Source organism: Enterobacter oligotrophicus (assembly GCF_009176645.1).
GTDB lineage: Bacteria > Pseudomonadota > Gammaproteobacteria > Enterobacterales > Enterobacteriaceae > Enterobacter > Enterobacter oligotrophicus.
This window is the reverse complement of sequence record NZ_AP019007.1, coordinates 50,835-62,801: the sequence shown is the minus strand read 5'-3', so window position 1 is coordinate 62,801 and position 11,967 is coordinate 50,835. Positions and strand designations below refer to the sequence as shown.

The window sequence follows — 11,967 nt, the reverse complement described above, 5'->3', positions numbered from 1 at the left end:
CGGGCGATGTGCAGTGGAGGTTACTTCACCGTCACTAACCGCGCGGCCACAATCTGGTGCCCGGCCTGGACATCGGTATTCTCAATGCGCTGCATGATCCTGTCCGCTAGGGTGTAGCCCATCTCCCGTGCAGGGGTCGTGGCCCAGACGATCGGAAGATCGTCGAGCGCGTTTTCGCCAACATCCGCAAACGCGCCCAGCGCCACCTGATGCCCGAAGAAGGTTTCTACGCCGCCCTCACCGCTCTGGCGGCCAGCACGAATTAAGCCAAACCATGCGCCCATCGCAATGACGTCGTTATAGCAAATCACCGCACTTATCGTCGGGCTGCTGCGTAATAGTGAGCCGATCGCTTCAGCGGCTTTCTTCTGGCTGGATTCACACTCCACGACCCATTCACTGTGGAACGGTAAGCCATATTTAATCAGCGTGGCGCAGTAGCCCCCCACCCGTTCGGCGCGCGTCAGGGACGAGCTTTGGCCGCCCAGCCAGGCAATCCGTTGATGTCCACGATGAATAAGATGCTCGGTCAGCATTTGCGCGGCCTGCATGTTGTCAGGGCGCAGCGTATCGGCTTCGTCGAGATAGCTGGCACGCGAAGCAAACACCAGCGGGACGCCTTTCTCAGCGGCGCGTTCACACAGCTCACTTCCCACGCCGGACGCCCCGGCGATGATAATCCCATCGACACCCTGCGTCAGGAGCATATCCAGACGCTGGAGTAATTGATCAGACTCACGCCCGCCATGCAGCAGAAACACCATCCGTCCCTGCGCCTCAAGTGCTTCCGTCAGCCCGGCGGTAAGCTCCGCGTAAAACGGAGAGGTCAGGTCGCGGACGATCAAACCAATCACCCCACTTTGCCCCCCACGCAGAGCCGAGGCCTGACGGTTACGCACGAAGCCCAGTTGCTCAACAGCCTCGTTGACCCGCTGGCCGGTCGCAGGAGAAATGCGCCCTTTCCCGCTCAACACCAGAGAAACGGTGCTGACAGATACACCAGCCGCAAGTGCGACATCATTGATGGTAATTTTTTTCGCTACAGCCATGTCCTGGCGTGACTCCCTGATAATGAGATCGGTAAAACGTTTTATCAATACGTTATCTTTATACTACCAGTAAAAGCCTGAGAATGTGATTTAGCGCGCACTAAAGTTTGATAAAACGTTTTATCTTCTCGCTGCATTGAAGCAGGTAAATCTTTTTTAACTATCAAGGAGTCGTTTTATGACGGCGAAAGCAGCACAAAAAATATCGCTGTGGGAATTTTTCCAGCAACTGGGTAAAACCTTTATGCTGCCCGTGGCGCTTCTCTCGTTCTGCGGGATCATGCTGGGGATCGGCAGTTCGCTGAGCAGTAACGATGTCATCACCCTGATCCCGTTCCTCGGCAACCCTGTGCTGCAGGCCATCTTTATCTGGATGAGTAAAGTCGGCTCCTTTGCGTTCAGCTTCCTCCCCGTTATGTTCTGTATCGCGATCCCGCTCGGCCTGGCGCGTGAGAACAAAGGCGTAGCAGCTTTTGCGGGCTTCGTGGGTTATGCGGTCATGAACCTTGCAGTCAACTTCTGGCTAACCGCGAAAGGCATTCTCCCGACTACAGATGCGGCGGTGCTGAAAGCGAACAACATCCAGAGTGTCATTGGCATTCAGTCCATTGATACCGGGATACTTGGCGCAGTGATCGCAGGCGTTATCATCTGGATGCTGCACGAACGCTTCCACAACATCCGCCTGCCCGATGCGCTGGCGTTCTTTGGCGGCACCCGCTTTGTGCCAATTGTCACCCTGGTCGTTATGGGCCTGTTCGGTCTGATCATTCCGCTGATTTGGCCCGTCTTCGCGATGGGTATCACCGGTATTGGCCGCATTATTAACGGTGCCGGTGATTTCGGTCCGATGATCTTCGGTACTGGCGAACGTCTGCTGCTACCGTTTGGTCTGCAGCATATCCTCGTGGCACTGATCCGCTTTACCGAAGCAGGCGGCACCATGGATGTGTGTGGTCACGATGTCAGTGGTGCACTGACCATCTTCCAGGCACAACTGAGCTGCCCAACCTCACATGGCTTCTCTGAAAGCGCAACCCGCTTCCTGTCACAGGGTAAAATGCCAGCCTTCCTCGGCGGTCTGCCAGGTGCGGCGCTGGCAATGTACCACTGCGCACGCCCGGAAAACCGTCATAAAATTAAAGGCCTGCTGATCTCCGGCGTGATCGCCTGTGTCGTCGGCGGCACCACCGAGCCAATCGAGTTCTTGTTCCTGTTCGTAGCGCCGGTGCTGTACCTCATTCACGCCGTGCTGACCGGTCTGGGCTTTACCGTTATGGCCGTGCTGGGTGTGACTATCGGTAACACTGACGGCAACGTGATTGACTTCGTGGTGTTCGGTATCCTTCACGGCCTGTCCACTAAGTGGTATCTGGTCCCGGTGGTGGCAGCTATCTGGTTTGCGGTGTACTACGGTATCTTCCGCTTCGCGATCACCCGCTTTAACCTGAAAACACCAGGCCGTGATACCGATACCGCCACCAGCGTTGAGCAGGCGGTGGCAGGGACGATAGGAAAATCCGGCTATAACACCCCTGCCATTCTGGCGGCGCTGGGTGGTGCGGATAACATTACCTCACTGGATAACTGCATCACCCGTCTGCGTTTATCGGTAGCGGATATGTCAAAAGTCGATACCAACGCACTGAAAGCCAACCGGGCCATCGGCGTGGTACAGTTAAATCAGCATAATTTGCAGGTTGTCATCGGCCCGCAGGTGCAGTCAGTAAAAGATGAACTGGCAACCCTGATGCGAACAGTAGAAGCCTGATGCCGCAACCCCCTCACCATGAGGGGGTTTTACTTTAAGGACTAACGTCATGTTTGATTTTTCTACCGTCGTGGATCGCCACGGCACCTGGTGTACTCAGTGGGATTACGTGGCCGATCGGTTTGGCGCTGCCGACCTGCTGCCTTTCACTATTTCTGATATGGATTTCGCGACAGCCCCGTGCATTACAGATGCACTGCAACAGCGGATTAATCACGGCGTGTTCGGCTACAGCCGCTGGAAGAATGACGAGTTCCTTGCGGCCATTGCCCACTGGTTCCGGCAGCGTTTTAACAGCCGTATTGATCCCCAAACCCTCGTTTATGGTCCTTCCGTTATCTACATGGTCTCCGAACTGATTCGCATCTGGTCAAAACCGGGAGATGGCGTCGTGGTGCATACTCCGGCTTACGATGCCTTTTATAAAGCCATCGAAGGCAACGCACGTAATGTTGTTGCCGTTGCGATGGAAAAACACGCGACCGGCTGGCAGGGAAATATGGCAGCGCTTGAAGAGGCGCTGGCGAAACCTGAAAACAGTATTCTGCTGTTGTGCAGCCCGCAAAACCCAACGGGTAAAGTCTGGACACGCGAAGAGTTGACCGTTATAGCAGAGCTTTGCGCACGTTATGACGTGGCGGTGATCAGCGATGAGATCCACATGGACATGGTATGGGGCGAACACCGTCACACCCCGTGGAACGACGTGGCGCGGGGCAAATGGGCATTGCTGACCTCCGGCTCCAAGAGCTTTAACATTCCGGCACTGACCGGAGCATACGGTTTGATCGGCGATGATGAGACCCGCAATGCTTACCTGAGTGCGCTTAAAGGCCGCGATGGACTCTCTTCCCCTTCCGTACTGGCACTTACCGCACACATAGCCGCTTACCAGCAGGGTGAAACCTGGCTGGATGCGTTAAGGGCTTATCTGGAAGAAAACCTGCAGTATATTGCGCACGAATTAAACAGTGCTTTTCCGAAACTCAACTGGCAGCCGCCCGAGGCGACCTATCTCGCGTGGATCGATCTGCGCCCGTTAAATCTTGATGATCGCGCCCTGCAAAACGTGCTGATTGAGCAGCAAAAAGTCGCCATCATGCCGGGATATACCTACGGTGAAGAAGGTAATGGTTTTGTCCGTCTCAACGCAGGCTGCCCTCGCAGCAAGCTGGAGCAAGGGGTCCAGCGGCTGATCGCCGGGATTAACACCCTCCTGTAATGCATTTGCGCAACGGAATATTCCCTTGCGCAAATAGCTTTTTACCTCGTTTTGTTTTTATAATATGGCGCACTTTAACCAGAAAAGAGTGCGACCATGATTGATACACGCCTGCCTTTAACTGATATTCATCGTCACCTTGACGGTAACATTCGTGCCCAAACCATCCTCGATCTTGGCCGCCAGTATAATTTAACGCTTCCTGCTCAAACGCTTGAAGCCCTGATCCCCCATGTGCAGGTTACGTCTAATGAACCGGACCTGGTCAGCTTCCTGAGCAAACTTGACTGGGGCGTGAAGATGCTGGCCTCGCTGGACGCCTGCCGCCGCGTAGCATTCGAGAACATTGAAGACGCGGCTCGCAACGGCCTGCATTACGTCGAACTGCGCTTTTCACCTGGCTATATGGCAATGACCCACAACCTGCCCGTCGCGGGCGTGGTGGAAGCGGTGATTGAAGGCGTTCGTGAAGGGTGTAAGGCCTTTGATGTCGAAGCGCGTTTGATTGGCATTATGAGCCGTACCTTCGGAGAAGCCGCCTGCCTGCAGGAGCTGGAAGCACTGCTTGCGCATCGCGACCAGATCACCGCCGTTGACCTTGCCGGTGATGAACTCGGTTTCCCTGGCAGCCTGTTCCTCTCCCATTTCAACCGTGCGCGAGACGCTGGCTGGCACATCACCGTTCATGCGGGTGAAGCCGCAGGCCCCGAAAGCATCTGGCAGGCGATTCGCGAGCTGGGTGCAGAGCGTATCGGCCACGGCGTGAAAGCCGTTGAAGATCGCGCGTTGATGGATTTTCTGGCAGAACAGCGCATCGGGATTGAATCCTGCCTGACCTCCAATATTCAGACCAGCACAGTCGCGACGCTGGCGCAGCATCCACTGAAAACCTTCCTCGAACACGGTGTGCTGGCCTCACTGAACACTGACGATCCGGCAGTTCAGGGCGTGGATATTATTCACGAATACAACATTGCCGCGCCGCAGGCCGGGCTGAGCCGCGAGCAGATCCGCCAGGCGCAGGTTAACGGGCTGGAAATCGCCTTCTTAACGGCAGAAGAAAAACAGGCTCTGCGCGACAAGGTTGCACAAGGATAGTCCTTTGCCGGGTGGCGGCTTCGCCTTACCCGGCCTACACATTATTATGCCAGACAGAGCGTTGCGCGATGTTTGGCAGATTCGATCCCCAGTTCGATCAGCTCCATAATCTGAATCGCCTGACTGGCGGGCACCGGATTCTCCCCTGTGCCGTTCAGTGCGTCACGAATAGCCGCATAATACGCCGGATAGTTGCCCGGTATGGTCAGCAGCGTTTCCTGGACCTGTTCTTCCCCCTCTGCTCGCGTCACTACGCCGTCCCGCATGTCATAACCCCAGTCCTCCTGCGGCAGACGCTCACCATTTTTCAGGCGATCCTCCTGAGGGTCCAGGCCATACTTCACGTAGCTACCGCGCGTGCCGTGCAGAATGTAGCGTGCTGATTCTGCGGCAGCGAGCATCGTCCCGTGCAGCACAATACGGCGCTGCGGATAACTCAAAATCGCGTGAAAGTAATCCGTCGTCTGCGCGCCCGATCTGAGCTGAGCCAGATCGACGGTCATGCTCACCGGCAGCCCGAACAGATTGACGGCCTGATCGAGAAGATGCGGCGCTAAGTCGTACCAGATACCGCTACCGGGGCCTGCCTGTTCGCGCCACCGGGAGCGCACTTGCGGGCGAAAACGGTCAAAATGCGATTCAAAATAGACAATCTCTCCGAGTGTTCCCTCGCTGAGTAACGCTTTCACCGTCAGGAAATCGCTGTCCCAGCGGCGGTTATGAAAGACCGACAGCAGCCTGCCCAGGCTTCGCGCCAGGGAATCCAGTTCACGAGCCTGTGACAACGTCACGGTAAAGGGTTTGTCGACTACCACATGCTTGCCCGCCTCCAGCGCGGATTTTGCCAGCGGAAAGTGGGTATCGTTGGGAGTAGGAATAACAATGAGGTCAATGTTGGGATCGTTAAACAGATGCTTAGGCTCAGATACAACCTGAACGGTGGGCCAGTCGGCATGGACTTTGGTGGCATCGCTGCTGGAAATCGCCACAAGCATCATGCCGGGCGTCCCCGCAATCAGAGGGGCGTGAAAGGTTTTACTTGCGTACCCATAACCAATGAGTCCGACACGGATATTTTCACTCATAGCGTTGCCCTCTCAGGTAATCATCTTATTTCATCCTGGTTGCCCTGCCAGCACCCCACATTAATAATGTGCCATATGACTTAAAATAGCATCCTCTGCCGGTTGTTTTTGTAACATTTGCATAACTTGCTAATGTTGTTTAAGGGAATCGTTCCCAAAGCACTTGCCGGGAAAGATGTTGCGCTGTAGCATTTGCAATCTGTATTTATGGATAAATTACAAACACGAATCATGACGTCAATAATTAATCGAATCATTGAATTAGCGGGATGGATTGTCCTTGGGGTGTCGGTCATTTTGCTGGGCGTTGCCAGCCATATCGATAACTACCAGCCGCCGGAGCCTGCCGCTGTCGTACAACCGAAGTAATCTCACCGCCGTAATAAAGAGTGACATATCGTGTCAGTTACATATTGCCAGCCGTGTTGAACAGGGTTAACCTTCTCTTCCAGGCATCCTTGATGCCTGTTTCTTCACAAAGAAAACTCCTAATTTAGTCGCGTTACCTGAGTGGGCAGTTTACGTCTTTATTAATCCGTTTATTATTCGAACGAATTACCTTCACTGGTATTACACACTTTTATATGGAAACTTATTAATATGACAGTTCAGGACTATTTATTAAAATTTCGCAAGATCAATTCCCTTGAGAGCCTGGAAAAACTGTTTGACCATCTGAACTACACGCTGGCGGATAATCAGGACATCATCAATATGTACCGCGCCGCAGACCATCGCCGTGCAGAGCTTGTCTCCGGTGGCCGCCTGTACAATGTGGGCGAAGTCCCTAAATCTGTATGGCGTTATGTACTATAAGAAAGTAGCCATCCGCGTGAAATGTTATATACTCTCCGCCCTGCAAATTTCTGTATACCATTTCACGCAGACTGATGGGAGAGATCATGACCGCATCGCCTGGAGAAAGAATTGGAGGCTGGTTAATCGCCCCGCTGGCATGGCTGCTGGTTGCCTTATTAAGCGCATCGCTGGCGCTTTTGCTTTACACCACTGCATTGATCACCCCTCACGCAATCCAGACATTGATGTCGCAAAGTGTGCTTAATATTGCGATGTGGTTTGTTTCATTCGTTTTCGCGATTGCCATGTGGTACTACACGTTGTGGCTGACTATCGCATTCTTTAAGCGCCGCAAGAGTGTGCCAAAGCACTACATTATCTGGCTGCTGATCTCCGTCCTGCTGGCGATAAAGGCTTTTGCTTTTTCACCGGTATCAGACGCGCTGGCGGTTCGTCAGCTTCTGTTCCCGCTGCTGGCGGCGGCGCTTCTGGTGCCCTATTTCAAGCGTTCAGCGCGCGTGAAGAACACCTTCGTTAACCCGTAATAACCTTACAGTTAACCTGTTGTCGCCTGGTGTGGTTTGTCCGATAATAGGCGGCTTTTTTATTTCAGGCTGAATAATGACCGATTACTTACTGCTCTTTGTCGGAACTGTGCTGGTTAACAACTTCGTGCTGGTGAAGTTCCTCGGCCTGTGCCCGTTTATGGGCGTTTCCAAAAAACTGGAGACGGCAATGGGCATGGGGCTGGCGACCACCTTCGTGATGACGCTGGCGTCGATTTGCGCCTGGTGGATTGACACCTGGGTCCTCATCCCGTTGGGCTTAACCTATTTACGCACGCTGGCCTTTATTCTGGTCATCGCGGTGGTGGTGCAATTCACCGAAATGGTTGTACGCAAAACCAGCCCGGCGCTGTATCGCCTGCTGGGCATCTTTCTGCCACTGATCACCACCAACTGTGCCGTGCTGGGTGTGGCGCTGCTGAACATTAACCTTGGGCACAACTTTATGCAGTCGGCGCTGTACGGTTTCTCCGCCGCGGTAGGTTTTTCTCTGGTTATGGTGCTGTTCGCCTCGATTCGTGAACGTCTGGCGGCGGCAGATATTCCTGCGCCGTTTCGCGGTAATGCGATTGCGCTCGTTACTGCGGGCTTAATGTCTCTGGCCTTTATGGGCTTTAGTGGTCTGGTGAAGTTGTAATGAATGCTATCTGGATTGCCATCGCGTCCATCAGCGTACTGGGATTAGTGTTTGGCATCATTCTGGGCTATGCCTCCCGCCGTTTCGCGGTCGAGGACGATCCGGTTGTTGAAAAAATCGATGAACTGTTACCGCAGAGCCAGTGTGGGCAATGTGGCTACCCTGGCTGCCGCCCTTATGCGGAGGCGGTGGGTATTCAGGGTGAAAAAATCAACCGCTGTGCGCCTGGTGGCGAAGCGGTAATGCTGAAAATTGCCGCCCTGCTTAATGTCGATCCGCAGCCTGTTGATGGCGGTGCGGAGGTGCAGGAGCCGGTACGAGCCCTCGCCGTGATCGACGAAGCCAACTGCATTGGCTGCACTAAATGTATTCAGGCGTGCCCCGTTGACGCTATCGTCGGCGCAACCCGCGCTATGCACACCGTTGTGGCGGATTTGTGCACCGGCTGTAACCTCTGCGTGGCCCCCTGCCCGACGCAGTGTATAGAATTACGCCCGGTTGAAACGACTACCGAAAACTGGAAGTGGGATCTTCAAACCATTCCGGTTCGCATCATTCCTGTGGAACAACATGCTTAAGTTATTTTCTGCTTTCAGAAAAGAGAAGATTTGGGACTTCGATGGTGGCATTCATCCACCAGAGATGAAAACCCAGTCCAACGGCACACCGCTGCGTCAAATACCGCTGGCGACCCGTTACGTTATGCCGCTGAAACAGCATATCGGTACGGAAGGCGAACTGTGCGTGAAAGAAGGCGACCTTGTCCTTCGCGGCCAGCCGTTGACCTTTGGTCGTGGACGTATGTTGCCGGTACACGCCCCCACCTCCGGCCGGGTGGTGTCGATTGCTCCCCATACCGTGGCACACCCTTCTGCTCTCTCTGAACTGAGCGTTATCATTGAAGCCGACGGTGAAGACCGCTGGATCGAACGTGATGGCTGGAGCGATTATCGCACTCATAGCCGTGAGGCGCTCATTGAACGTATTCATCAGTTCGGCGTGGCCGGGCTGGGTGGCGCGGGGTTCCCGACGGGCATTAAACTGCGCGGTGGCGGCGACAAAATCGAGACGCTGATTATCAACGCCGCCGAGTGTGAACCGTACATTACCGCAGACGATCGTCTGATGCAGGACTGCGCTGCGCAGGTGGTGGAAGGCATTCGTATCCTCGCGCACATTCTGCAACCACGTGAAGTGCTGATCGGCATTGAAGATAACAAACCGCAGGCGATCTCCATGCTGCGTGCAGTGCTGGCGGGCAGCCACGATATTAGCCTGCGCGTCATCCCGACCAAATACCCGTCTGGCGGTGCGAAACAGCTCACGCAAATACTGACCGGTAAACAGGTGCCGCACGGCGGTCGTTCCTCTGATATTGGCGTGCTGATGCAAAACGTCGGCACGGCGTATGCGGTAAAACGCGCGGTTGTTGACGGCGAGCCGCTGACCGAGCGCGTGGTGACGTTGACCGGTGAGTCAGTGTCTCGTCCTGGCAACGTCTGGGCGCGTCTGGGCACACCGGTACGCCATCTGCTGGAACAGGCCGGATTCTGCCCTGGCAGCGACCAGATGGTGATTATGGGCGGCCCGCTGATGGGCTTTACCCTGCCGTGGCTGGATGTTCCGGTGGTGAAAATTACCAACTGCCTGCTCGCCCCTTCCCCAACGGAGATGGGCGAAGAGCAGGAAGAGAAAGGCTGTATTCGCTGCAGCGCCTGTGCCGATGCCTGCCCGGCGGATCTGCTGCCGCAGCAGCTTTACTGGTACAGCAAAGGTCAATTGCACGATAAGGCGAAAGCGCACAATCTTGCCGACTGTATCGAGTGCGGTGCCTGTGCCTGGGTCTGCCCAAGCAACATTCCGCTGGTGCAGTATTTCCGTCAGGAGAAGGCAGAGATTTACGCCATTTCGATGGAAGAGAAGCGCGCGGCCGAAGCGAAAGCCCGTTTTGAGGCGCGTCAGGCACGACTTGAGCGCGAGAAACTCGCTCGCCAGGAACGTCATAAACAAGCTGCTGTGCAGCCTGGTGAGAAAGATCAGGACGCGATTAACGCCGCGCTGGCACGCGTTCGCGAGAAAAAAGCGACTGCGGCGCAAACCATCGTCATCGCTGCGGGCGAGAAGCCGGATAACAGTGAAGCGATTGCCGCCCGCGAAGCGCGTAAGGCCGAAGCCCGTGCTCGTCAGGCAGAGAAAGCGAAAAACACGCAGGCAGACGCTGAAGTCGATCCGCGTAAAGCTGCTGTTGAAGCGGCCATCGCCCGCGCCAAAGCGCGTAAAGCCGAACAGCAGAGCGTAGCGCCTGCACCGGAAACGGTGGACCCACGCAAGGCAGCCGTTGAAGCGGCCATCGCCCGTGCCAAAGCGCGTAAAGCCGAACAGCAGAACGTAGCGCCTGTACCGGAAACGGTGGACCCACGCAAGGCAGCCGTTGAAGCGGCCATCGCCCGCGCCAAAGCGCGTAAAGCCGAACAGCAGAACGTAGCACCTGCACCGGAAACGGTGGACCCACGCAAGGCAGCCGTTGAAGCGGCCATCGCCCGTGCCAAAGCGCGTAAAGCGGCACAGCAGGAAGAACAATCCGAAGCCGCGAACGACGATCCACGCAAAGCCGCCGTCGCTGCCGCGATTGCGCGCGTTCAGGCGAAGAAAGCCGCACAGCAAGCCGTTAACGAGGATTAAATGGTTTTCAGAATCGCAAGTTCCCCTTATACCCATAACCAGCGCCAGACATCACGCATTATGATGCTGGTCTGCCTGGCTGCACTGCCTGGCATTGCCGTACAGCTCTGGTTCTTCGGCTGGGGAAGCCTTTTCCAGTTGGTTCTTGGCTGTGCCAGCGCCTTAGCGGCGGAAGCCCTGATCCTGAAGCTGCGCAAGATGAATGTCACCCGTATTTTGAGCGACAACTCCGCGCTCCTGACAGGCCTCCTGCTGGCAATCAGTATTCCTCCGTTTGCGCCGTGGTGGATGGTGGTGTTAGGCACGGTATTCGCCGTGATTATCGCTAAACAGCTCTATGGCGGACTGGGGCATAACCCGTTTAACCCGGCGATGATTGGTTACGTAGTGCTGCTGATCTCCTTCCCGGTGCAGATGACCAGCTGGTTGCCGCCGCATGAGATCGCTGCAACCGTGCCTGGCTTTATGGATGCGCTGCAGGTGATCTTTACCGGCCATACGGCGCTCGGTGCGGATATGAACACGCTGCGTATGGGCGTGGACGGTATTAGCCAGGCCACGCCGCTCGATACCTTTAAAACGTCCCTGCATGCCGGACACAGCGTTGAGCAGATTATGAAATCGCCTATCTACAGCGGCATGCTGGCAGGTGCTGGCTGGCAGTGGGTCAACCTGGCGTATCTGTTGGGTGGTGTGTTCCTGCTGCAACAGAAAGCGATTCGCTGGCATATTCCGGTCAGTTTCCTCGTGACGCTGGCGCTCTGCTCTACGCTCGGTTGGTTATTCGCCCCTGAATCACTGGCCAGCCCACAGATGCATCTGCTCTCTGGTGCCACTATGCTGGGCGCGTTCTTTATTCTGACCGATCCGGTAACGGCCTCAACGACCAACCGTGGCCGCATGATCTTTGGCGCGCTGGCGGGGTTGCTGGTCTGGCTTATCCGCAGCTTTGGCGGTTACCCCGATGGCGTCGCCTTTGCCGTCCTGCTCGCTAATATTACCGTTCCGCTTATCGACTACTACACGCGTCCGCGCGTATACGGTCACCGCTAAGGGTTT

At 55.4% G+C, this 11,967-nt stretch carries 12 protein-coding genes; 10 read left to right on the top strand and 2 right to left on the bottom strand.

Annotated elements, in window-relative coordinates:
* Positions 1 to 20: 20 nt before the first annotated feature.
* Positions 21 to 1,049, bottom strand: a complete 1,029-nt coding sequence (locus EoCCA6_RS00345) for a Mal regulon transcriptional regulator MalI (protein ID WP_152080936.1) — start codon at positions 1,047 to 1,049, stop codon at positions 21 to 23.
* Between the two features lie 178 nt (positions 1,050 to 1,227).
* Here EoCCA6_RS00345 and malX point away from each other — a divergent pair, with 178 nt between their 5' ends.
* From malX to add, 3 genes are all read left to right on the top strand, one after another.
* Positions 1,228 to 2,820, top strand: coding sequence for a maltose/glucose-specific PTS transporter subunit IIBC (malX, locus tag EoCCA6_RS00340; protein ID WP_152080935.1), 1,593 nt, complete (start codon positions 1,228 to 1,230; stop codon positions 2,818 to 2,820).
* 49 nt (positions 2,821 to 2,869) lie between these two features.
* Positions 2,870 to 4,042 (top strand): MalY/PatB family protein, encoded by a 1,173-nt coding sequence (locus tag EoCCA6_RS00335; protein ID WP_152080934.1) that lies wholly within the window; start codon positions 2,870 to 2,872, stop codon positions 4,040 to 4,042.
* 96 nt (positions 4,043 to 4,138) lie between these two features.
* The gene (add, locus tag EoCCA6_RS00330; protein ID WP_152080933.1) at positions 4,139 to 5,140 is read left to right on the top strand and encodes an adenosine deaminase; all 1,002 of its coding nucleotides are present in this window, start codon (positions 4,139 to 4,141) and stop codon (positions 5,138 to 5,140) included.
* A gap of 44 nt (positions 5,141 to 5,184) precedes the next feature.
* On the opposite strand, the gene EoCCA6_RS00325 is transcribed toward add, so the two are convergent.
* The gene (locus EoCCA6_RS00325) at positions 5,185 to 6,225 is read right to left on the bottom strand and encodes an oxidoreductase (protein ID WP_152080932.1); all 1,041 of its coding nucleotides are present in this window, start codon (positions 6,223 to 6,225) and stop codon (positions 5,185 to 5,187) included.
* Positions 6,226 to 6,468: 243 nt separating this feature from the next.
* On the opposite strand from EoCCA6_RS00325, the gene blr reads away from it, so the two are divergent.
* The 7 genes from blr (at position 6,469) to rsxD (ending at position 11,961) form a co-directional block, all read left to right on the top strand.
* Entirely contained in the window at positions 6,469 to 6,594 is a 126-nt protein-coding gene (gene blr / locus EoCCA6_RS00320; protein ID WP_168927641.1) for a division septum protein Blr, read from the top strand.
* Between the two features lie 231 nt (positions 6,595 to 6,825).
* A complete protein-coding gene (gene ydgT / locus EoCCA6_RS00315; protein ID WP_152080930.1) occupies positions 6,826 to 7,041 on the top strand; it encodes a transcription modulator YdgT in 216 nt (71 codons plus the stop codon).
* An 86-nt stretch (positions 7,042 to 7,127) separates the two neighbouring features.
* A complete protein-coding gene (locus EoCCA6_RS00310; RefSeq protein ID WP_152080929.1) occupies positions 7,128 to 7,568 on the top strand; it encodes a DUF2569 domain-containing protein in 441 nt (146 codons plus the stop codon).
* A 76-nt stretch (positions 7,569 to 7,644) separates the two neighbouring features.
* Positions 7,645 to 8,226: an electron transport complex subunit RsxA gene (gene rsxA / locus EoCCA6_RS00305; protein ID WP_152080928.1), complete on the top strand. Its 582-nt coding sequence runs from the start codon at positions 7,645 to 7,647 to the stop codon at positions 8,224 to 8,226.
* Complete coding sequence (gene rsxB, locus EoCCA6_RS00300) at positions 8,226 to 8,804, top strand: electron transport complex subunit RsxB (protein WP_152080927.1); 579 nt, start codon at positions 8,226 to 8,228, stop codon at positions 8,802 to 8,804. The genes rsxA and rsxB overlap by 1 nt, the downstream gene beginning before the upstream one ends.
* Positions 8,797 to 10,908 carry an electron transport complex subunit RsxC gene (gene rsxC, locus EoCCA6_RS00295; protein ID WP_152080926.1) on the top strand — a complete coding sequence of 704 codons (2,112 nt, stop codon included), beginning with the start codon at positions 8,797 to 8,799 and terminating at the stop codon, positions 10,906 to 10,908. The genes rsxB and rsxC overlap by 8 nt, the downstream gene beginning before the upstream one ends.
* Positions 10,909 to 11,961 carry an electron transport complex subunit RsxD gene (gene rsxD / locus EoCCA6_RS00290; RefSeq protein ID WP_152080925.1) on the top strand — a complete coding sequence of 351 codons (1,053 nt, stop codon included), beginning with the start codon at positions 10,909 to 10,911 and terminating at the stop codon, positions 11,959 to 11,961.
* Positions 11,962 to 11,967 lie beyond the last annotated feature (6 nt).

Coding starts and splice junctions, on each gene's coding strand:
- EoCCA6_RS00345 (WP_152080936.1), bottom strand. CDS start 1,049: ATGGCTGTAGCGAAAAAAATTACCATCAATGATGTCGCACTTGCGGCT.
- malX (WP_152080935.1), top strand. CDS start 1,228: ATGACGGCGAAAGCAGCACAAAAAATATCGCTGTGGGAATTTTTCCAG.
- EoCCA6_RS00335 (WP_152080934.1), top strand. CDS start 2,870: ATGTTTGATTTTTCTACCGTCGTGGATCGCCACGGCACCTGGTGTACT.
- add (WP_152080933.1), top strand. CDS start 4,139: ATGATTGATACACGCCTGCCTTTAACTGATATTCATCGTCACCTTGAC.
- EoCCA6_RS00325 (WP_152080932.1), bottom strand. CDS start 6,225: ATGAGTGAAAATATCCGTGTCGGACTCATTGGTTATGGGTACGCAAGT.
- ydgT (WP_152080930.1), top strand. CDS start 6,826: ATGACAGTTCAGGACTATTTATTAAAATTTCGCAAGATCAATTCCCTT.
- EoCCA6_RS00310 (WP_152080929.1), top strand. CDS start 7,128: ATGACCGCATCGCCTGGAGAAAGAATTGGAGGCTGGTTAATCGCCCCG.
- rsxA (WP_152080928.1), top strand. CDS start 7,645: ATGACCGATTACTTACTGCTCTTTGTCGGAACTGTGCTGGTTAACAAC.
- rsxB (WP_152080927.1), top strand. CDS start 8,226: ATGAATGCTATCTGGATTGCCATCGCGTCCATCAGCGTACTGGGATTA.
- rsxC (WP_152080926.1), top strand. CDS start 8,797: ATGCTTAAGTTATTTTCTGCTTTCAGAAAAGAGAAGATTTGGGACTTC.
- rsxD (WP_152080925.1), top strand. CDS start 10,909: ATGGTTTTCAGAATCGCAAGTTCCCCTTATACCCATAACCAGCGCCAG.